This window comes from Sphingomonas limnosediminicola (assembly GCF_039537965.1).
Classification (GTDB): Bacteria; Pseudomonadota; Alphaproteobacteria; order Sphingomonadales; family Sphingomonadaceae; genus Sphingomicrobium; species Sphingomicrobium limnosediminicola.
Genome location: NZ_BAABBM010000001.1, coordinates 83,961 through 104,726 on the forward strand (window position 1 = coordinate 83,961; position 20,766 = coordinate 104,726).

Genomic DNA, 20,766 nt, shown 5'->3' on the forward strand with positions numbered 1-20,766 from the left:
CGCAAGCGTCAGGATGTGACGCTCGACTCCCTGACGGTGAGGCGCACTGGAAGAACGCGCTTGGCCGCATTGCCGCGCTCGATCGAGCAGAGGATTGCGTCGATCAACGCTTCGGCCGCCTGGCGCGGGTCCTGAGCAACGGTCGTGAGCGGCGGGCTGGAAAGGCTCGCGGCAGGAATGTCATCGAACCCGACGACCGAAACGTCCTCGGGAACGCGCCGCCCCATTGCCTGCAGTGCGTGCACCGCGCCAATCGCCGCGACATCGGAGGCTGCGAAGACGGCGTCGAAGTTGGCCTGCCTGGCCACGAGGCGTTCGACGGCCATCCGTCCGGCTGCCTCGCTGGGGTCGGCATCGACCTGCAGCCGTTCGTCCAGGTCTAGCCCCGCCGCGCGAAGTGCGCGGCTGTATCCGATCCAGCGTCCAAGGAACTCCGGATAGCCAGGGTCGACGGTGCCGACAAACGCGATGCGGCGCCGGCCTTGTTGCAAAAGATGCGTGGTGGCGTCGAAGCCGCCCTGCTCGTTATCGGATGAGACAGTCGCGCCTAGCTCCCCGTCGGCGGCCGAACCCCACCGCACGAAATGGGCACCGCGCTCGATCAGCTGCACGAGCTTCGGCCGATATTCCAGATAATCGCCGTAGCCGAGCAGAATGATCCCATCGGCCTTTCTACTGTCTTCATAGTCGACGTGCCAGTCGGACGAGAGCTGCTGGAACGAGATCAGCAAATCATATCCATGGGCGGCGCAGCACCGCACCATCGGCCCGAGCAGGGTAAGGTAGAAGGGATTGATCGTCGCGCCCTCGGGCGACCATTCCTCGAAGAAAAGTAATGCAAGCGTGCGCGATTGCTGGCGCCGCAAGCCGGAGGCGTTCTTGTCGACCTTGTAATTAAGCTGTTCCGCCGCAGCGAGCACGCGCGCGCGCGTTTCCTCACTCACGGACGGGCTGCCGCTGAGTGCGCGGGAGACCGTTGGCTGGGAGACGCCCGCGAGCGCCGCAATATCGAACGAGGTCGGCCGCCTCTGCATCAGTTTAATTCTTAGCGTTCTGAATACGTATGTATAGCCGTTCGGGCAGCTTCCGCCGCAGCGATCCTCTGATATTCCTTATCGTCGGGAGAGGGGTCTTGGCCCCTAACAGGTGACTTATGCCGGTGCGCAACGCGCTGGCCGAAGGGGGACATGATGATCAGCATTTCTTCGCGCTCGCGGTTGATTGTGGCGGCGAGCCCGCTTGCGATGGCGATGGCGCTTTCAGCGACTCCAGCCTGGGCGCAAGATGCTCAGCCCGCGATTACCGGCGCGGCGTCCGCCGCGACCGCGGCGCAGCCGGCGGATCAGACGACGGCCAACGATCAGGGCGCGAGCCCGGCAGCCACCGACTCCAGCTCCGATAGGATCGTTATTACGGGATATAGGGCTTCTCTTCAGAACGCGATCAATAAGAAGAAGAAGGCTGACCAGATCGTTGAGTCAGTGAGCGCCGAGGATATCGGTAAGCTGCCCGACGCGTCGATCGGTGAAGCCATTGCGCGTCTACCGGGCATCACTTCCCAGCGGCTCTCGGGCCGCGCGGACGTTATCTCGATCCGCGGCTTCGGACCTGACTATTCGACTACCCTTCTGAATGGTCGCGAACAGACTTCGACCGGCGATAACAGAGCCGTCCAGTTCGATCAGTATCCGGCCGAAATCATCAATCAGGTCAACGTCTACAAGACGCCGATCGCGTCGGTGATCGGGCAGGGCATCGCCGGCACGATCGACCTACGTACGATTCGTCCGCTCGAATATGGCCATCGCGTAATCTCGGTTGGCGGCCGCTTCGTTTACCCGGATATCGGCAAGCTCAATCCGGACGCAAAGAAGTACGGCTATAGGGTGAACGGCGTTTACGTCGATCAGTTTCTGGACGGACGTGCGGGCATATCGCTTGCCGCGAGCTGGGATGATGAACCTTACGAAATCCAAGAATTCAATGCTTGGGGCTACGCCGATGGGCCCGGCGGAAACAAGGTTGTCGGCGGGCTGAAGTCGTATTCGCGGTCGACGGAGCTTAAGCGCCTGGGTCTCGCCGGTACGTTGGAGTTCAAGCCGACCGAAAACTTTACCTCGACGATCGACGGCTTCTATTCGGACTTCAAGGACGACCAGATTGCCCGCGGCATCGAGATTCCGCTGCAGTGGGGACAGGGAGGTCCACACGAGGTCCTGCAGCCAGGCTACACTGCTTCGAACGGACTTATCACCGACGGCACGTATGCGAACGTCGTTGGTGTTGTTCGCAACGTACTGCAGCCGCGTCATGCCAAGCTCTACTCAATCGGTTGGAACAACCGCTATGAGGGGCCAAACGGCTTGCGTGCCTTCCTTGACCTCAGCTGGAACAAGACGAAGCGCAATGAGCTGGTGTTCGAGACCTATTCGGGCAGCGGGTATAACTTCTCGGGCCCGGGCGACAATCTTACTTTCCACACTGGCGACACCGGAACCGATTTCACAAACCACAATATCAACTACGCAGATCCCAGCCAGATCTTCGTTACCGATCCGCGTGGCTGGGGTGGAACGGCGCCGAACGGAGCGCTTAGGCCGGGCTATTGGAACAACCGGATAGTCAACGACCGCATATGGCAGGTGCATCCGGAGCTCTCGAAAGATCTGAATTCGAGCTTCCTCTCAAGGTTCAGTGTTGGCGCGAACTACACGGATCACTCGAAGTCGCTGACTCCCGACGAAGCATTCGTCCAGTTCACCGATCCAACGCTGCGCAATCTCGTTCTTCCCGATCAGTATAACCTCGGCGGAGCGGATTTCGGGTGGATCGGAATGGGCCATACGTTGGCGTTCGATCCACAGCAGCTGCTTAACGATGGTATCTACACGCTCGTATCAAACAATTTGAATCCTGACGTCCAAGCGAAAGCTTATGACGTTCATGAGAAGCTTACGACGTTTTACGTCCAGGCTGACATCCGATCGCAGCTTGGTGCGGCTGAGTTGACCGGCAACATCGGCTTGCAAGCCGTTCACACCGACCAGCTCTCGACAGGCTTCAAGATCGGAAACCAGGGAACTCCTGCCGTTCTTCTTCCGGCCAGCGACGGCGCAAAATATTGGGACGTTATGCCCACGTTGAACCTGTCGTTTCGTTTTCCGGACGACTGGGTCATCCGTCTTGGCCTAGCTCGAGAAGTCCAGCGCCCACGCATGGATTCTATGCGGATCGCCAATGAATATGGTGTTTGCCGGAGCGGCTGCGCTCCGTACCCCGTCATCACTGGCACCGCCGGTAATCCTGAGTTGAGACCGTACCGCGCCAATGCCGCGGACCTCAGCTTCGAGAAGTACTGGGGCACGAAGGGATACGTGTCGCTGCAGTTCTTCTACAAGAAGTTCAATACCTTCGTTGTAGAACAGAACCTGACCAACGTTCCTTTCGATTACACCGGCTACCCGATCCCCTCGCCGTGGCAGACGACAAGTCCGTGCGATCCCTCGGTATCCGGATGCAATTACCTTCCGCCAGAAGGCATCACGAATGGCTTCATCAAGGCGCCGTACAACGTAAGTGGCGGCAAGATGTACGGCGTCGAACTCGGTGCGACCTTGCCGTTCGGCGATTTCGTATCTGCACTCGATGGCTTCGGATTGACGGGCGGTGTGGGTTACACCCAGTCCAAAGTCCGCATTTATCCAGGCGCGCCTTCATCGATGCTTCCGGGCTATTCGAAGTGGGTTGCCAACGGTACACTCTATTTCGAAAAGTGGGGCTTCAACGCGCGGGGCAGCGTCCGTTACCGCTCGAGCTTCCAGGGCGAGGTTTCGGGCTTCGCTCAGAACAACGTGTTCCGCCAAGCCAAGCCGGAGACGATCGTCGATGCGCAGGTCGGTTACGACTTCCAGCCGAACTCGATGCTCAACGGACTGTCGGTCTATCTGCAGGCACTCAATTTGACGGACGAGCCGTTCGTAACGACTAACCCGGGCGAAGACCTCCAGGTTATCGACTACCAAAAGTACGGCCGCCGCTGGATGATCGGTGCTTCGTACAAGTTCGGTGGCAGCACTCCCACTCCGCCGCCGCCTCCACCGCCTGCACCGCCGCCGCCACCGGCCGCACCCGCGACACAAACCTGCGCGGATGGCTCGGTGATTTTGGCGACCGGTGCGTGCCCAGCACCGCCGCCTCCGCCGCCACCACCGGCACCGGCACCAGAACGCGGCCTTTGATCTAAGCGGCGCCGGCGACACCAATTATGTGTCGCCGGCCGTCCGCGTTATGAAAGATCTCAATGACTGAAGTCGGCCAACGCAGGATCGTCGTTGTCGGAGGGGGCACGGCGGGATGGATGACGGCTGCTGCCCTCGGGCGGTTTTGCTTGCCCGGAATGTCCGTCACCCTGGTGGAATCCGATGAGATTGGAATTGTGGGTGTGGGCGAGGCGACGATTCCGTCCATCGCTTTATTCAACCAATCACTCGGGATTGACGAGGCAGCTTTCGTCGCCGCAACCGGCGGCACCTTCAAGCTTGGAATTGCATTCGATGGCTGGGGGAAACCGGATGAGGCCTATGTCCACGCGTTTGGCCTGGTCGGAAGCGCACTCGGCGTTGTGCCTTTCCACCATTATTGGCTGCGCGGGCGAAAGCTCGGGATCGCCAAGCAGCTAGGTCATTACATCCTCCATACAATTGCCGTCGCCGGCAATCGGTTCGCCCACGTGCAACGCCCCCCCGGGAGCGTGCTTCCGCCACTCCCTTACGCCTATCACTTCGACGCCAGCCTTTACGCGCGTTTCCTCCGTGGTTTCGCCGAGAACCTCGGCGTCGTGCGGCAGGAAGGAAAGATCGTCGCGGTCGAGCGCGATCAGCAGAACGGCGACGTCGCGGCGGTGCTGCTCGCTAACGGCACGCGGGTTACCGGCGATCTGTTCATAGACTGCTCTGGGTTCCGCGGACTGCTCATCGAGCAAGAGCTGGAGGCCGGATTCGAGGATTGGACGCAGTGGCTTCAGTGCGACCGCGCCGTCGCCGTTCCGTGTGAGCGCGTCGAGCCGCTGATTCCACTGACGCGCTCGATCGCGCGGGAGGCGGGCTGGCAGTGGCGCATCCCGCTGCAGCATCGAACCGGCAATGGCTATGTCTTTTCATCTCGCCGGATCAGCGAGGATGAGGCGACGGCGACGTTGCTCGCCAATCTTGATGGCGAGGCAAAAGCCGACCCGCGAACGATCCGCTTCACGACTGGAAGACGGCGCAAGACTTGGGTGCGAAACGTCGTCGCGATTGGGCTTTCGTCCGGCTTCATTGAGCCGCTGGAGTCGACCTCGATCCACCTCATCCAGACCGCGATCAACCGGCTGCTGGAACTCTTGCCCGCCGGCGAAATAACCGATGCGACGCGCGACGACTTCAACGAACGCAGCGCCCTGGAAATGGAGCGGGTGCGGGACTTTATCATCCTCCACTATCACGCCAACCAGCGCGAAGGTGAACCCTTCTGGGATGAGCTTCGGGCAATGGAAGTGCCGGAAGCGCTGCAGCACAAAATGGATCTTTTCCAGTCCACGGCGCGGGTGTCGGCAAGCTTCGACGAGCTATTCGACGCGCGGGCGTGGATCCAGGTGCTGATCGGCCAAAATATCATGCCAAAGACTTATCACCCGATCGCCGACTTGCTCCCGGAATCGCGCCTGCGCGAGTTTCTGGACAGGTTGGAGCGGGCTCATATCGAGGATGTATCGCGTATGCCGGACCACGGTGAGTTCGTATCGAAATTTGCGCCTGTGAAACGCGACTTGGTGCCGGCTTAATGGCTGCGCTAGCCGCGCTGGCATTCCTTGCCACCGCCTCGTCGCCGCCGGCCTATCGCGCTCGTCTCCCCGAGGACGAGGTCATCTACTTTCTTCTCCCCGATCGCTTTGAGAATGGCGATCCGTCGAACGATCGCGGCGGCCTCAGCGGCGACCGGCTGACCACGGGATTCGACCCCACGCACAAGGGGTTTTTCCACGGCGGCGACCTCAAGGGGCTGACCCACCGCCTCGACTATATCAAGGGGCTTGGCGCGACGACCGTATGGCTGTCGCCCATCTTTGCGAACAAGGCTGTCCAGGGACCGCCGGGCCGGGAAAGCGCCGGCTATCACGGCTATTGGATCACCGATTTCACGAAGGTCGATCCCCACCTCGGGACCAACACCGACTTCAAGGCCTTCGTCGACGCGGCGCATGCCAAAGGCATGAAGGTCTACATGGACATCGTCGTCAACCACACCGCCGACGTGATTCAGCTTGCCGAGTGCAAGAACCAGCTCGACTGTCCGTACCGAAGCGTAGCCGATTATCCGTACCAGCGTCGCGGCGGCGTTAACGGTGCGCCGATCAATTCAGGTTTTGCAGGTGAACGGGACGGCAGCCCGGCGAACTTCGCAAAGCTCAAGGACCCGAACTACGCCTATACCGTGCGTGTTCCGGAGACCGAACGCAACATCAAGGTCCCGGCCTGGCTGAACAATCCAATTTACTATCACAACCGCGGCAACTCGACGTTTCGCGGCGAGTCCAGCACGATGGGCGACTTCTCCAGTCTGGACGACGTCTTCACTGAAAACCCGCGCGTAATCCGGGGCATGATCGAGATCTACGGCGCGTGGATCGACAAATATGGCGTTGACGGTTTTCGCATCGATACCGCCCAGCACGTGAATGCCGAGTTCTGGCAGCAATTCGTGCCTGCGATCCTGAAGCGCGCGGAGGCACGCGGCATTCCGAATTTCCATATCTTCGGCGAGGTCGCGACTGGCGACATGGATCCCGCGCACACGGCAGTGAACACGCGCGTCGACAAGCTACCGAGCGTGCTCGATTTCTCTTTCGGCCGGGCCGTCATCGATGTTGCAGCGGGCGTCGCTGGCACCGATGAGCTGGCGAAGCTCTTCCGCGCGGATCCGCTCTACGAAGGTGGGGCTCCCGCGGCGCTTCGGCTGCCCACATTTCTAGGCAATCATGACGCAGGTCGTTTTCCGGCGTTGATGAAGCTGTTCGGCTACAAGGGCGGCGAGGCGGAGCTGTTGAAGCGCGACATGCTCGGTCACGCGATGCTGTTGACCCTTCGCGGAGTGCCGACCATCTACTCAGGCGACGAGCAGGGGTTCGTCGGCAAGGGGGGCGATCAAGATGCGCGGCAGGACATGTTCGCGTCGAAGGTCGCGACCTACAATGAGGACAAGCTACTCGGCACCAGCTCGACGACGGCACAGTCCAACTTCAACCCGCAACATCCGATGTACCAGGAGATCGCGGCGCTGGCGCGCATCCGCACCAGTCATCGTGCTCTGACCCGCGGCCTCCAGCTCATCCGCTATTCGCAGGACAAGCCAGGTCTATTTGCCGTGTCGCGTTTCGATCCGGCGAGCGGGCGCGAGATGTTGCTTGCGTTCAACACCTCGACCACGCCAGTGCACGAGCTCGTCCGCGTCGAGACGCGCTCGAAGGAGTTCGAGCTCCTCGCCGGCACTTGTCCGACAAAGGCAGACGCGCCGGGCAGTGTCATGATCGACCTCCCGGCGCTCGGCTATTCGGTCTGCTATGCTCGCTGAAGAGGCCAGCGCCGCTGGGGCAATTGGGGTAGCGCAGCCCTGGTGGAAGGGCGCGGCCATCTATCAGATCTACCCGCGCAGTTTCGCCGACAGCAATCGTGACGGAGTCGGGGACCTTCCGGGTATCACTGAAAAGCTGGACTATGTGGCAAGCCTCGGTGTCGATGCTGTTTGGCTATCGCCCTTCTTCACTTCGCCGATGCGCGACTTCGGTTACGATGTCGCCGATTATTGCGACGTCGATCCGATCTTCGGGACCATTGCAGACTTCGACGCCTTGGTTGCTCGAGCTCACGCGCTCGGCCTGAAGCTGATCATCGACCAGGTTTATTCTCACAGTTCCGACCAGCACCCCTGGTTCAAAGAAAGCCGGTCGAGCAAAGCGAACGCAAAGGCTGACTGGTACGTCTGGGCCGATGCCAAGGAGGACGGCGCGCCGCCCAACAACTGGCAGTCGGTCTTCGGTGGGCCGGCATGGACGTGGGACGCGCGGCGCGGGCAGTACTATCTGCACAACTTTCTTCCCGAGCAGCCCGACCTGAACCTTCACACGCCGGCCGTTCAGGATGCGTTGCTCGATGCTGCACGGTTTTGGCTCGATCGCGGTGTCGATGGGTTTCGCATCGATGCGATCAATTTCGCCATGCATGACCCGCAACTGCGCGATAACCCGCCGGCTGCTCCGGGCGGCAAGCGCACCCGGCCGTTCGACTTTCAGAAGCACCTCTACAACATGTCCCACCCGGATATCGTGGCGTTCCTGGAGCGGTTGCGAGGTGTGGCGGATAGCTATGGCGATCGGTTCACGCTCGCTGAGGTGGGCGGGCCGGAGCCACTTCGAGAGATGCATGAGTTCACTGCCGGGGACCGGCGACTCAACAGCGCTTATGGCTTCGATTTTCTGTATGCGGAGGCGCTGACGCCGAAACTTGTCGCTCGCGTCGCTGAGGACTGGCCGGAGAGCGCTGGCTGGCCAAGCTGGGCCTTTGAAAACCACGACGCGCCGCGGGCGTTGTCGCGGTGGGTGGGCGAGGAACATCGTGAACAGTTAGCTCGAACGAAGATACTTCTGCTCTGTGTTCTGCGCGGCTCAATCATCCTTTATCAGGGGGAAGAGCTCGGCCTACCGCAGGTAGATGTGCCGTTCGAACGTCTCAAGGATCCGGAAGCGATCGCCAATTGGCCGCATACACTCAGCCGGGATGGCGCGCGCACACCGATGCCATGGCAATCCGATCAGCCGAACCTTGGCTTTTCGTCCGGTGAGCCTTGGCTTCCTATCGGGGCGCAGCACCGAAACCTCGCCGTTGACCGTCAGCAGGGCAGTGGATCGATCCTGGCCTTTACACGCGACTGCCTGACGTTGCGGAACAACGAGCCGGCGCTGCGCGTGGGCTCGATGAAGGTATTAGATGCGGACGATCGGCGACTGGTGTTCGAGCGGAGCGAGGCCGGACAGCGGCTACGTTGCACCTTCAACCTATCGGCGACTCCGTTTCCATTCGAAGCGAAAGGCAAGGTGTTGATGACGTCTGGGCCGGTCGAGGGCGAGCTTGGCCGATATTCCGGAGTTGTCGAGGCGATTGCGTGAGCGTGGTGAGAGTGTTGTTAGGCTTCGCGCTTTTGTCTTTCTCGGTTCAGGCTTCAGCGGACACGGTGCCAAAGGTCGGAGCGGGCACGATCGTCGATCTCGGCATCCTGCAGTCACGCTATGCCGATCCTCGGCGCGTCGTCGTATGGTTGCCAAGTTCCTATTCTTCTCGCGGACCGAAGCCCGCTGTGCTGTACATGCACGACGGGCAAAACCTGTTCGACAAAGCGACCGCCGGATACGGAATGGAGTGGGAGGTAGATGAGCATCTCGACCGGCTCATCCGAGAAAAGAAGGTACGACCGACCATCGTCGTCGGCATCTGGAATACGTCTAAGCGCCTTCTGGAATATGTCCCATCAAGGGCTTTCGCGTCCTTGCCGACTGCTTATCGCGATCAGGTGCGCGCCCTTTACGGCGGCGATCCGCTGTCGGACGGCTATCTGAAATTCATCGTCGATGAGCTGAAGCCGATGATCGATCACCGCTTCAGGGTGAAGACCGATCGCGAAAACACGGTCATCATGGGTTCGTCGATGGGCGCGCTGATCTCGCTTTATGCGATCGATGAATATTCGAAGGTCTTTGGTGCGGCGGGCATGATGTCGACGCACTGGCCACTGTCGTTCAAGCCGGAGGGCAAGACACTCAGCGACGAGGAGTTTGAGGCCGTATCGTCGACATTCGAGCGCTATCTGGCGCCCGCGTTGCCCGATCCAAAGACGCACCGGCTTTATTTCGACCATGGCAGCGAGACGCTGGACGCCATTTACGCGCGCTATCAGGCTCGAGTGGACAAGGTTGTAGCCGCAAGGGGGTATCTGAGCGGCGTCAACTGGATGACCCGTAACTTCCCGGGCCAGAAGCATAACGAGATCAGCTGGGCGTCGCGGCTGGACGTTCCTTTGGAGTTCTTGCTTCCGCCGCGTTGACGCTTTCCGCCGCGCCCATCGCGCCCTAGATATGGGAGCATGAAGCCAACGGTCGTCATCCATACGAACGACAAGCAAATGCTGGGCGCGCTGGTGGCTGCGCACAGCCATCGCCGGAATAGCCGGGACCCGAGCGCGTTCGACATCAAGATCATTCGTGCCGAAGACTATCCGGAACTGCAGCAGAGCGGCCGGACGATATTTCGCGGTGGGCATGAGCGACCGTGGGATCCGAACGATCTGCAATCTTTCACGCCGCTTCGCTTTTCGGTGCCCGACCTTATGGGGCATCAGGGTCTGGCGCTTGTCACGGACCCCGACATTTTCGCGGTGGGCGACGTCGGCGAGCTCTTTGCGCGGGACTTGGAGGGCAAGGCGATCTGGTGCCGGCCACGGCCAGGCTATGAAAAGATCACCGACCCGTTGGCGACGTCGGTCATGCTGCTCGATTGCGCGATGCTTCCGCACTGGCGGTTCGAGCGAAATCTCGCCGACCTTTGGTCGCACAAGATCGACTATCTCGACTGGATCAACCTCAAGCTCGAGAACTTAAGCACGATTGGTCTCCTCGAGCGGGAGTGGAACGACTTCGACAATCTGACGCCGCGGACCAAGCTGGTCCACAACACCAAACGCCGGACGCAGCCTTGGAAGACGGGGCTGCCGATCGACTTCACGTTCAAGGAGCGCAAAGGCCTGCTGAATTTGGCACCGAAGCTCGTAAGGCTGCTGGCGCCAAGTTACACAAGGCACCCCGACCGCAACCAGGAGGCATACTTCTACGCTTTGCTGGCGGAGGCGATGGACCTGGGATCAATCACCCAGGAGCAAGTCGAGAAGGAAGCTCGGCTTGGCCATGTGCGGCCGGACTCGCCCGAACTTATTGAGCGCTATCGGGGGCATCTGTGGCCGGCGGAGCAGGCTGCGCCAAAAGCTGCCTGACGCGCTCGGCGACCAGCTTCGCATAATCGGGCGGGTTGCTCGCTTTCGGCTCGTGGATCGTGCCGCCGAAGCCTTCTCTTTCGAGAGCCGTCCAGAAGAAGCGCAAATCTCGGGGGTAAAGCCGTTTGCCCGGGCGTAGGCGGTCGGTGATCGCAGTGACGGCTCGACCGAGCGCGCTCTTCGCAATCGGAACGATGCCGACCGGTTTCCCCGTCATCACTGCGTCGGCCGCCATGGCGACACTGTCGGCCGTGACGAACAGTTCGTCGGCCGCCTCGATCAGCGCAGGATAGCTGGGCGGCCCATCGTTCGGCGCAAGCAGCGTAGGCTGGGACGCATTACGTAACTCGGTTGCAATCGCTTCATGAAGATCGGCGGGAGTGCGTGGGCTACCAACGACGAGGACCGAGCCTCCTTGCGATGCGGCCCGAGCGAGCAAATCTCGGACGGCTCCGAGGATCTGCTCGACGGGCAGCTCCCAGTAAAGGGTCGGACCTCCGACGAGCAACAGCAGGTGCGGTCGTGGAAATTTCTCAAGCAGGGCGCAGTCGGATGGCGAGACACTGCGCTCCACATGGGGGCTTAGCGCGAATGGAATGCGCGTGACGTTGGATTCGTCCGGCACCGGATATTCCGGCGTCGGGACGACGAGATCGAAGTAACGAGGCGAGATCCGGGGGAAACCGAGGTGTACCGACCGGGTTTGCTCGCCCGAGCGCCGCCGAAGCTCGCGCACCACAGGCACGCTCCTCAGACCAGTCGAGATTGTGAGATCTGGCGGTTCGCCTTCAAGCTGGGCGCGGCAATCCGCCTCAACGCTGCGGAATGTTGCGCCGAGCAACGAAGGTTGGATGCGACGCAACTGGTTGTAACGCAGCATCTTTTCTTCGAACGGGAAGCCAAGGGCCTGGGCGAGGGCGAGCACCTGGTTATTGTCGCCCCGATGCGGTCCTAGTAGCGCCCAAACGCGCGGCTGGCGGTCATCTGGCATTGAGGCGGCTATCCCGAGTTCCCAAATCCGGCTTCCATCATGTAATCGGTGGCGGAGCCGCGGCCAGGCCGCAAGTCAGGAGCGCATATGTGCGGAATTGCCGGCTGGTACAGGCGCGGCGGACGGCCGGTCCCGCAGGAGGCAATCGTAAGCCAATGCGACCGCTTGGTCAGCCGTGGTCCTGACGACGCAGGATATCTGACCGACGCCGATTTCGGTTTCGGCATGCGCCGCCTGAGCATCATCGACATTGCAGGCGGGCATCAGCCTATCTTCAGCCCCGACGGCCGCTACGCGATCGTCTTCAATGGCGAGATCATGAACCATCCAGCGCTGAGGCGGGAATTGGAGGGTGGGTACAAGTTCTATACCGACCATAGCGACACTGAGACGATCCTCGCCGCGTACTTGAAGTGGGGTGACGACGCCTGGCTTCGACTCGAGGGAATGTATGCGGTCGCCATCTGGGACAAGCACGCCAAGAACCTTGTGCTGGCGCGCGATCCGCTGGGTATCAAGCCGTTGTTCTTCACCGAGCAGGCCGGCGGCATCGCCTTCGCGTCGGAGATCACGGCGCTTCGCGACCTGCCTAATCATCGGTTCGAGCTGAACGAGGACGGCGTCGACGACTTCTTCTGCTTCGGTCACACGCTGCCGCCGCAGACGATCTTCAAGCAAGTCCGGCCGCTTGAGCCTGGCCATGTGCTGCAGGTGGGTGCGGTCGGGCGGCCGGCTATCCGCCGTTTTTGGCAGGCACGCCTGAACGTACAGGAGGGTATTAGCGAGGCCGACTGGATCGAGCGAACGCGGGCCGAGTTGCTCCGGACGGTCAAGGAGCACCAGCTATCCGACGTGCCAGTGGGCGCATTCGTGTCGGGCGGTGTCGACTCCGGTGCGATTGCCGCGGCGATGGCACGCACTGCCTCTGCGTCGTTCAAGATTTTCACCGCCGGTTTCCCCGGTTCGCCCCGTGACGAAACGGCTGCGGCGAAGCGCATCGCCGATCATCTCGGCTGCGAGCATGTCGTGCTTCCGATGCAGCCGCAGACCGCCGAGGACGTTCTGCCCGCCGTGCAGGCGTCATTCGATGAGCCCACTGCCGCGAACAGCGCCATTCCTCTCTGGTATCTATCGAAGGCCGCAGTCGAGCACGTGAAGGTTGTGCTTTGCGGGGAGGGTGGGGACGAACTGTTCCTAGGCTACAACCGCCAGCGCTGGGGAAAGCGAATGGCCCGGTGGCAGGGGCTGATGCGGGCGACCGGCGGTGCAATCGACCGGCTGCCCGAGCTGCCGATCCGGAAGTGGAATTATTTTCGGCAGCTGGCCGGTCGGTTTCGCGAGGGTGCGTCGCTCAAGGACGGTTACGAACGCTTCTTTTCCGCAGTCTCGATCAGCACGCCGCAGCTGCGGTCGCGCATCTTCCGCCCCGAGTTCCTTGCTCGTGAGCAAAGGAGGGAGAGCTTTGAGGAGCGTGCCCGCGAGTTCTTCCCTCCTGCGCAGCGCCCGCAGCTCAGCGACCTCGAAGAGTTCATGCTCGGCGACCTGACAGTGCATCTTCCGGCTTCCATGTGCCAGCGGTTGGACCGCGCGACGATGGCGCACTCGCTTGAGGCGCGGGTGCCATTCCTGTCGCACCGGTTCGTCGACTTTGCGCTGACGGTGCCGACCGGCCTGAAGTTGAAGGGCAACACGGGCAAATATGTGCTGCGCCAGGCTGTCGAGCCGTGGCTGCCGCCGGGGCAGCTCAACCAACGGAAGATCGGCTTCCAGCTTCCGCTCGCCGATTGGTTTATGGGCGGGCTCAACGATTTTGCCCGGGACGCGTGGCGGTCGTCGGGCGCATCCGATCTTGGCCTGCTCGATCCAAAGGGTGTCGAGCAGCTATTCGACGAGCACCGCGCGGGCGCCGCCGATCACGGGCGCATGCTCTACGCGATTGCGATGTTTAGCTGCTGGTGGAAGGATCAGGGCCGGACGTCGGCGAAGATGAGCCGTCCGGCGAAGCCGGTACTTGCCACCACATGAGCCCCGCTGTCTCGGTCATCATGCCCGTCCACAATCGTTCGGACGTGCTGCCACGCGCAATCCAGAGTGTTCTCGATCAGCGCTTTTTAGATTTCGAGCTGATCATCGTCGACGACGGGTCGACCGACGACAGCGTAAGAGTGGCCAAATCATTCGGCGATCCGCGCATTCAAATCATCGAGCTTGGCCAAAACCGCGGCGGCAATGCTGCGCGAAATCAGGGCATCCGCGCGGCCAAGTCGCCGCTGATCTCCTTCCTCGATAGCGATGACTCTTATCTGCCGGAGAAGCTGGAATGGGTCGTCGCGGAATTCGAACGCCGCCCGGACCTGGAATTGCTCATCGATAGCTTCGTGAAGGTCCAACCGCCGGGTTCCTCGAAGGAAAGGGTCACGCGGAAGAACCCCGTGATCGCGGACCGCGAGACATTCCGCCGAGCGCTCTTCACGCGCCAGTTATGGAAGGCGACACCCTCCATCACGGTGCGGCGCGAAACGGTCTTGCTTGGCGGCATGTTCGACGAAAGCCTCCGCCGGCTGCAGGATTTCGACCTGCTCATCCGTATTTCTGAATTTGCGAGTTGCGCCTCCACCGACAAGGTTTTGTGGGTAAAATATTGGGATGCAGCGGCGATCTCGGCACAGGACAATATGGTACCTGCGAATATCGAACTGGTGCGCCGACACCCCGAATATTTGTCGGTTCGGGAGTATCGACCGGGTCTGGCTTATGCGCTCCGTCTTTCCCTGTGGCGGCGGCTCAAGGCTGGAAATGCCGGCGGGGTGCTTCGCGATATCCGTAACATCTTTACTGCCTTCGGTCCGGCGAACGCCGCCCGGCTTTTGTTCGAAGCCTGCTTCCCGCGTCCGGCGATTTAGTAGCCGAAGACCGAATCGAGGTTTTGCTTCACATATTCGTCAATGTGCCGCGCTTCTCGCGCACCGAGCACCTTCCGAAATCCGCCGCTTCCTCCCTTGCGCACCTTGCCTGACTTCTCGTCACCCTTCTTCGAACGGCGGAGCCTTGAGGAAGTGAAGTACCGGTCTTGTTCGAGGCGCTTCAGGTTTTCGATGCTACCAAAGGCCACCGCGTCCGCGATATCCTCGCTTCCGGCGGAAAGCCCAATCGCCTTCGCCACCGTTGCGAGAGTTGCTTCTGGTTGCGCGAGGAAGTCCTCGTAGCGCACGATCGTGACGTTCTGATGCTCGCGGTCCAGTTCGGCGAAGTCGTTCAGGAATTTGACGATCGAGGGAATACCACCCTGATCAACCCAGACAAATTCGTCGAGCTGCCGTTCGGCGAGCTTCTTGCGCGCCTTGTCCCGGCTTCGGTACTTAAGGTGGTGGTAGCGCGAGACGGCGATGTCACCCGGGTGACGAGCGATTAGAATGACCTTCGTGTGGGCGTAGGCTCGCTTGTCGAGTTGGATTTCCTCCGGCCTCCGCATCGTGTCGCCTGCATGGGTGAACAACAGTCGCGGAACGCCCGCCTTCGCACCGCGCAGGTCGGCGAATTCGAGCAGGCGCCGCTCATCGATCCCGTACTGGCGCCGAAACAGGCGCGCGAGCATTGCGCGGACGAAGGTCCGCCCTGACTTCGGGTATGAAACTACGACCGCATCAGCCTGAGCCAGATAGGCCGAGTCACGAAGATCGCGCTTAAGCCGGAGTGCGGCCGAGCCAGCAATCAGGCCGAGCACCAGCGCGGTCCCGCGCTTGGCGTAGTAGCTGAGATTGCTGCGGCTGGGCACGCGCGCCGGTTAATTGGTGGCGAGCTTGTCGCGCAATGCGCGAGCGCGCTTTGCAACCTCTGCCGTGGTGTCGCCGGGTCCGGCGTAGAGCCATGTGCCGCCGACGCAGAGAACCGATTCAAGCGCCAGCCACTCCTGAACATTATCAGGGCGGATGCCCCCAGTCGGACAGAAGCGGACATCCGCGAATGGGCCGGTCAGCGCCTTCAACATCGGAATTCCGCCCGACGCAGCGGCCGGGAAGAATTTGAAGCGGTTCAGCCCGAGGTCAAGCCCACGCATGACGTCTCCTGCAGTTGAAATACCGGGCAGGTATGGAATGCGGGCTTTGGCGACGGCGAGGGCGAGGTGGTCGGTCAGCCCTGGCGAGACGATGAACTGGCTGCCGGCCTTCTTGGCTTCGGCAAGCTGCCACTCCTCGACCACTGTGCCGGCCCCGACGATGGCCCCCGGCACCTCGCGCATGGTGCGGATGGCGTCGACGGCCGCCTTGGTGCGCAGGGTGACTTCGAGGACCGGCAATCCCTCGCCGACGAAGACGCGCGCCAGCTCGGCCCAATCCGCTTCGCCTTCGAGTACCAGCACCGGGATGACCGGCGCGGCGCGCATGATCTCGTCGATGTTCATGAATGCTCCCGAGCGAAAGCGGCCGCGGCGCCGAAAAGTCCCGGCTCCGCATAGGTGATCAGCTTTACCGGCATGTCGTCCATGCGGCGCTCGAAGCGACCCTTGGCGATGAAACGGTCCCGGAAACCCGAAGTCGTCAGGTGATCAGCCAGGCGAAGTCCCACGCCGCCGGCAATGACGACGCCATACGAGCCCTGCGCGAGCGCCATGTCTCCAGCCACAGAGCCAAGCGTCAGGCACAGTCGATCGAGCGCCGCATTCGCGAGACTATCCGTTCCAGCGATCGCCGCCGCCCAGAGTTCTTTCTCATCGTGAAAGGCGAGGGGTTGGCCCTCAATGGCACCAAGCGCCTCGTACAGATTCCAAAGGCCGCGGCCGGAGGCGATGCGTTCGATGGATACGCGGCGAAAGCTTCGGCGAAGCTCGGTCAGGATGCGATCCTCGAGCTTGTCGAGCGGTGCGAAGTCGACGTGACCGCCCTCGGTCTCGATCACTTCGTAATGGTCGGGCTTTCGAAGCAGCGCAGCGACGCCAAGGCCGGTTCCCGGGCCGACGATCGAAAGGACACCGGTCTTTGGAAGCGGTCTGTCCGGCCCGCAGATGTGTCGGAATTCCGCGTCCGGAAGTGTGGCCACAGCATAAGCAACCGCGCCAAAGTCGTTGACGATGGTGAAGCGATCGACGCCAAGCCGCTCCTTCATCAGAGACGGGCGGATCACCCAAGGGTTGTTTGTGAGCTTCAGCACTTCGCCGCCTACCGGACCGGCGAAGGCGATCGCGAGCTCTGGCGGAAGATCGATGCCCTTACGCCGGCCGAATTCCTCCCATGCAAGCTGGAAGCTGCCGTGCTCGGATGTTTGCAGCTTTATCGGATCATCGAGACGAACGACGCGGCCGCCGTCGATCTCAGCCAGCGCGAAGCGCGCATGAGTGCCGCCGATGTCGGCTGAAACGATGGTCCTCATGCTTGTTCAATTTCCATTGCGGCAAGCATGGCGGAGGCGCCTTGCTCAGCTTCGTTCGATGTGACGCGCATCAGCGCGAACAGCTCACGGCCGGTGCCGACCGGCGGCGGGGGCGAATTGGCCGCGGGACGTGACGCCAGATCGACGCCGACTGCCTCCAGCGTGCCGGTATTCGCATCGAGGCGAATGATGTCACCGTCGCGCACCCGCGCCAGTGGTCCATCGGGAAGCGCTTCTGGCGAAACGTGGATCGCGGCGGGCACCTTGCCGCTGGCACCTGACATCCGGCCGTCGGTCACGAGCGCTACGCGGTGGCCGCGGTCCTGAAGCACGCCTAGCGTCGGCGTTAGCTTGTGCAGCTCAGGCATGCCGTTCGCCCGTGGACCCTGGAAGCGCACGATCACGGTCACGTCGCGATCCAGCTCGCCGGCCTTGAAGGCCTCCAGCACCGCATCCTGGTCGGAGAAGCAGCGGGCAGGGGCCTCGATCAACCAGCGGTCGGAGTCGACGGCGCTGGTCTTGAAGACCGCGCGGCCCAAATTGCCTTTGACAAGGCGCATACCGCCGTCGGCCAGGAAGGGCTCGGTCGCAGGACGGAGCATGTCGACGTCGGCGCTTTCCTCCGCGGGCTTCCAGATGAGCTCGTCGCCGTGCAACTCCGGATTGCCGACCCAGTCATCCATCGATTCCGCGCCCGCGGTGACGGTGTCCATGTGGATCAAACCTTCGCGACCCAGTGTGTAGGTCACAAAGGCCATGCCACCGGCATCTTGGAAGTCGTTCACGTCCTTCGCACCGTTGGGGTAGACGCGCGCGAGCAACGGGACAGCCCCTGAAAGCTCCTCGAAGTCTTGCCAGTCGATGATGATCCCGGCCGCGCGAGCGATCGCGGGCAAATGGATGGTGTGGTTGGTCGATCCGCCCGTTGCCAGCAGCCCGGCCATGGCGTTTACGATTGCCTTCTCATCGACGACTTGCGCCAGCGGACGCTCCCCGCTCTTCGCGAGATCCGCGAGCCGATGAACCGCCGCGCGCGTCAGCGCCTGACGCAGCGGCGTGCCGGGATTGATGAACGCAGCGTTGGGAATGTGCAGCCCCATCAGCTCCATCATCATCTGGTTGCTATTGGCGGTGCCGTAGAAGGTGCAGGTGCCGGGGGAGTGGTAGGAGCGACTTTCGGCGCGAAGCAGTTCGTCCTTGCTGACTTTGCCCTCGGCATAGAGCTGGCGGACGCGCTGCTTTTCCTTGTTCGGGAGCCCCGATGGCATCGGTCCACCGGGGACTAGCAGCATTGGCAGATGACCAAAGCGTAATGCGCCGATCAGCAACCCTGGGACAATCTTGTCGCAAATGCCAAGCAGCGCGGCTGCATCAAACATGCCGTGACTGAGCGCGACCGCGGTGCTCATCGCGATGACGTCGCGGCTGAACAACGAGAGGTCCATGCCGGCCTGACCCTGCGTGACACCGTCGCACATGGCCGGAACGCCGCCCGCGACCTGCGCCGTTGCGCCAACTTCGCGAGCGAAGATCTTCATCTGCTCGGGGAAACGGCCGTAGGGCTGATGCGCCGACAGCATGTCATTGTAAGCGGTTACGATGCCGATGTTAGGACCGTTGAAAGTGCTGATGGCGGCCTTGTCCTCGCCGGATGCGGCGAACCCATGCGCGAAATTGCCGCAACTGAGGCGAGGCCTGCTGATCCCTCGGTCCTTCTCGTCGGCCATGAGGTCGAGATACTTGCGTCGCGTCGGCTTGGACCGCTCGATGATGCGATCGGTGACGGCGGCGAGTGTGGGGTGAAGACTCATGGCGGCTATCTGGGCCCTCGCGCTTACTCGTGCCAGCTAATCCCATCGCGCTCGGTCAGCGCGATGGCGGCGGACGGGCCCCAGGTGCCTGCTGTATACGATCGTGGCGACATTCCCTTTTCGCGCCAGGCGGCTCGGATCTGGTCGATCCAGGCCCATTGCGCTTCGACCTCATCCCGGCGGACGAACAAGGTCGGGTCGCCCTCGATGAGGTCCAGAAGCAAGCGCTCGTACGCGATGCGACGGCGGTATTCGCTGAAGGCATTGGCAAGCCCGATGTCGAGGGGGATTTCGCGCAGACGAACGCCCTCTCGGTCCAGGCCCGGGGTCTTTGACATCAGGTGCAGGCTTATCGTCTCTTCAGGTTGAAGGCCGATGACCAGCTTGTTCGGCCGTGTCGTCGCGCCGCGCGCCGCGAAGATGGAGTAGGGAACATCCTTGAACTGGATGAAGATCTCCGTGTCGCGCGTCGGCATGCGCTTGCCCGTTCGAAGGTAGAAGGGAACGCCCTTCCAGCGCCAGTTGTCGACATAGGCCTTGATCGCGACAAAGGTTTCGGTCGGGCTGTCGCGGCCCAATTCCTCCGCATAGCCGGGCACCGGTTCGCCATCGATGGCGCCGCGGCCGTACTGGCCGACCACCGTGTGGCTCTCGACATCCGCCTCGGTGATCCGCCGGAGCGAGCGCAGCACCTTGACCTTCTCGTCGCGAACGGCAGTGGCGTTGAAGTCGGTCGGCGGCTCCATCGCCGTCAGTGCGAGCAACTGGAGCATATGGTTCTGCACCATGTCGCGGAGCGCGCCAGAGCTTTCGTAATAATCGGCGCGGCCCTCCAGTCCGACGGTCTCGGCTACGGTTATCTGGATGTGGTCGATGTGAGCGCTGTTCCACAGCGGTTCGAACAGCAGATTCGCGAACCGCAATGCAAGCAGGTTCTGTACGGTTTCCTTGCCCAGGTAGTGGTCGATGCGGAAGGTGCGATCCTCGGGAAAGGCGGCAGCGACAGCGTCGTTGATCTCGCGGCTGGATTCGAGATCCGTGCCGAGCGGTTTCTCGAGCGCCATGCGGACCGTCGGGCATGCGAGGCCGGCTCGCTTCAGGCCGTCGATCGTCGGTTTGAATAACGATGGGGCGGTCGAGAGGAAGATTGCCACACCATGGCATGGGTCGCCGATGGTTTTGGACAGCCGCGCGAAGCCGGCCGGATCATTGATGTCCAAGGGGACATAGTGGAGCCGCGCGAGAAAACGGTCGGCAATGCCCTGCTGGTAGAAACCCTCTGGAAGATGCTCCTTCAGGGCCTCTTGTGCGCGCGCTCGAAATTCAGCGTCATCGAGCTCTGTGCGGGCAGTGCCGACGATGCGCAGCTGATCAGGCAAAAGCCCGTCGGAATCGAGGCCGTAAAGCGAAGGAAGCAACATGCGCCGGGAAAGATCGCCGGTCGCGCCGAACAACAGGAGGGTAGATGCCTTTTCCGCCATGGGCGCACTGCTAGAGGTGCAGGGCGCAAGGCGCAAACCCCAC

At 61.8% G+C, this 20,766-nt stretch carries 15 protein-coding genes; 8 read left to right on the forward strand and 7 right to left on the reverse strand.

Going from position 1 to position 20,766, the window contains the following annotated elements:
- Positions 1–8: 8 nt before the first annotated feature.
- Positions 9–1,034: a LacI family DNA-binding transcriptional regulator gene (locus ABD704_RS00400; protein ID WP_344697718.1), complete on the reverse strand. Its 1,026-nt coding sequence runs from the start codon at positions 1,032–1,034 to the stop codon at positions 9–11.
- 156 nt (positions 1,035–1,190) lie between these two features.
- Between ABD704_RS00400 and ABD704_RS00405 the strand changes: the two genes are divergently transcribed.
- The 6 genes from ABD704_RS00405 to ABD704_RS00430 all read left to right on the forward strand — a co-directional run bounded on the left by ABD704_RS00405 (position 1,191) and on the right by ABD704_RS00430 (position 11,073).
- Positions 1,191–4,238 (forward strand): TonB-dependent receptor, encoded by a 3,048-nt coding sequence (locus ABD704_RS00405; protein WP_344697719.1) that lies wholly within the window; start codon positions 1,191–1,193, stop codon positions 4,236–4,238.
- A gap of 62 nt (positions 4,239–4,300) precedes the next feature.
- On the forward strand, positions 4,301–5,821 hold the full coding sequence (locus tag ABD704_RS00410) for a tryptophan halogenase family protein (RefSeq protein ID WP_344697720.1): 1,521 nt from the start codon (positions 4,301–4,303) through the stop codon (positions 5,819–5,821).
- Entirely contained in the window at positions 5,821–7,608 is a 1,788-nt protein-coding gene (locus ABD704_RS00415; protein ID WP_344697721.1) for an alpha-amylase family glycosyl hydrolase, read from the forward strand. Before ABD704_RS00410 ends, ABD704_RS00415 begins: the two co-directional genes overlap by 1 nt.
- Positions 7,598–9,199, forward strand: a complete 1,602-nt coding sequence (locus ABD704_RS00420; RefSeq protein WP_344697722.1) for an alpha-amylase family glycosyl hydrolase — start codon at positions 7,598–7,600, stop codon at positions 9,197–9,199. Before ABD704_RS00415 ends, ABD704_RS00420 begins: the two co-directional genes overlap by 11 nt.
- Positions 9,196–10,131 (forward strand): alpha/beta hydrolase, encoded by a 936-nt coding sequence (locus ABD704_RS00425; protein WP_344697723.1) that lies wholly within the window; start codon positions 9,196–9,198, stop codon positions 10,129–10,131. The genes ABD704_RS00420 and ABD704_RS00425 overlap by 4 nt, the downstream gene beginning before the upstream one ends.
- A gap of 39 nt (positions 10,132–10,170) precedes the next feature.
- Entirely contained in the window at positions 10,171–11,073 is a 903-nt protein-coding gene (locus tag ABD704_RS00430; protein ID WP_344697724.1) for a hypothetical protein, read from the forward strand.
- Here ABD704_RS00430 and ABD704_RS00435 read toward each other — a convergent pair.
- Positions 11,012–12,064 carry an ELM1/GtrOC1 family putative glycosyltransferase gene (locus ABD704_RS00435; protein WP_344697725.1) on the reverse strand — a complete coding sequence of 351 codons (1,053 nt, stop codon included), beginning with the start codon at positions 12,062–12,064 and terminating at the stop codon, positions 11,012–11,014. The genes ABD704_RS00430 and ABD704_RS00435 overlap by 62 nt on opposite strands.
- Positions 12,065–12,151: 87 nt before the next feature.
- Between ABD704_RS00435 and asnB the strand changes: the two genes are divergently transcribed.
- Positions 12,152–14,089, forward strand: coding sequence for an asparagine synthase (glutamine-hydrolyzing) (asnB, locus tag ABD704_RS00440; protein WP_344697726.1), 1,938 nt, complete (start codon positions 12,152–12,154; stop codon positions 14,087–14,089).
- On the forward strand, positions 14,086–14,967 hold the full coding sequence (locus tag ABD704_RS00445) for a glycosyltransferase family 2 protein (RefSeq protein ID WP_344697727.1): 882 nt from the start codon (positions 14,086–14,088) through the stop codon (positions 14,965–14,967). Before asnB ends, ABD704_RS00445 begins: the two co-directional genes overlap by 4 nt.
- On the opposite strand, the gene ABD704_RS00450 is transcribed toward ABD704_RS00445, so the two are convergent.
- The 5 genes from ABD704_RS00450 to zwf are packed head-to-tail and all read right to left on the reverse strand — an operon-like array spanning position 14,964 to position 20,723.
- Entirely contained in the window at positions 14,964–15,839 is an 876-nt protein-coding gene (locus ABD704_RS00450) for a sulfotransferase domain-containing protein (RefSeq protein WP_344697728.1), read from the reverse strand. The genes ABD704_RS00445 and ABD704_RS00450 overlap by 4 nt on opposite strands.
- Positions 15,840–15,848: 9 nt before the next feature.
- Positions 15,849–16,466: a bifunctional 4-hydroxy-2-oxoglutarate aldolase/2-dehydro-3-deoxy-phosphogluconate aldolase gene (eda, locus tag ABD704_RS00455; RefSeq protein WP_344697729.1), complete on the reverse strand. Its 618-nt coding sequence runs from the start codon at positions 16,464–16,466 to the stop codon at positions 15,849–15,851.
- The gene (locus ABD704_RS00460; protein WP_344697730.1) at positions 16,463–17,431 is read right to left on the reverse strand and encodes a glucokinase; all 969 of its coding nucleotides are present in this window, start codon (positions 17,429–17,431) and stop codon (positions 16,463–16,465) included. Before ABD704_RS00460 ends, eda begins: the two co-directional genes overlap by 4 nt.
- Positions 17,428–19,242, reverse strand: coding sequence for a phosphogluconate dehydratase (gene edd / locus ABD704_RS00465; RefSeq protein WP_344697731.1), 1,815 nt, complete (start codon positions 19,240–19,242; stop codon positions 17,428–17,430). Before edd ends, ABD704_RS00460 begins: the two co-directional genes overlap by 4 nt.
- 23 nt (positions 19,243–19,265) lie before the next feature.
- Positions 19,266–20,723: a glucose-6-phosphate dehydrogenase gene (gene zwf / locus ABD704_RS00470; RefSeq protein ID WP_344697732.1), complete on the reverse strand. Its 1,458-nt coding sequence runs from the start codon at positions 20,721–20,723 to the stop codon at positions 19,266–19,268.
- Positions 20,724–20,766: the final 43 nt, after the last annotated feature.

What these genes read in the sequence shown, in the direction of transcription:
- ABD704_RS00400 (WP_344697718.1), bottom strand. Translation starts at nt 1,034, where the DNA reads ATGCAGAGGCGGCCGACCTCGTTCGATATTGCGGCGCTCGCGGGCGTC.
- ABD704_RS00405 (WP_344697719.1), top strand. Translation starts at nt 1,191, where the DNA reads ATGATCAGCATTTCTTCGCGCTCGCGGTTGATTGTGGCGGCGAGCCCG.
- ABD704_RS00410 (WP_344697720.1), top strand. Translation starts at nt 4,301, where the DNA reads ATGACTGAAGTCGGCCAACGCAGGATCGTCGTTGTCGGAGGGGGCACG.
- ABD704_RS00415 (WP_344697721.1), top strand. Translation starts at nt 5,821, where the DNA reads ATGGCTGCGCTAGCCGCGCTGGCATTCCTTGCCACCGCCTCGTCGCCG.
- ABD704_RS00420 (WP_344697722.1), top strand. Translation starts at nt 7,598, where the DNA reads ATGCTCGCTGAAGAGGCCAGCGCCGCTGGGGCAATTGGGGTAGCGCAG.
- ABD704_RS00430 (WP_344697724.1), top strand. Translation starts at nt 10,171, where the DNA reads ATGAAGCCAACGGTCGTCATCCATACGAACGACAAGCAAATGCTGGGC.
- ABD704_RS00435 (WP_344697725.1), bottom strand. Translation starts at nt 12,064, where the DNA reads ATGCCAGATGACCGCCAGCCGCGCGTTTGGGCGCTACTAGGACCGCAT.
- asnB (WP_344697726.1), top strand. Translation starts at nt 12,152, where the DNA reads ATGTGCGGAATTGCCGGCTGGTACAGGCGCGGCGGACGGCCGGTCCCG.
- ABD704_RS00445 (WP_344697727.1), top strand. Translation starts at nt 14,086, where the DNA reads ATGAGCCCCGCTGTCTCGGTCATCATGCCCGTCCACAATCGTTCGGAC.
- eda (WP_344697729.1), bottom strand. Translation starts at nt 16,466, where the DNA reads ATGAACATCGACGAGATCATGCGCGCCGCGCCGGTCATCCCGGTGCTG.
- ABD704_RS00460 (WP_344697730.1), bottom strand. Translation starts at nt 17,431, where the DNA reads ATGAGGACCATCGTTTCAGCCGACATCGGCGGCACTCATGCGCGCTTC.
- edd (WP_344697731.1), bottom strand. Translation starts at nt 19,242, where the DNA reads ATGAGTCTTCACCCCACACTCGCCGCCGTCACCGATCGCATCATCGAG.
- zwf (WP_344697732.1), bottom strand. Translation starts at nt 20,723, where the DNA reads ATGGCGGAAAAGGCATCTACCCTCCTGTTGTTCGGCGCGACCGGCGAT.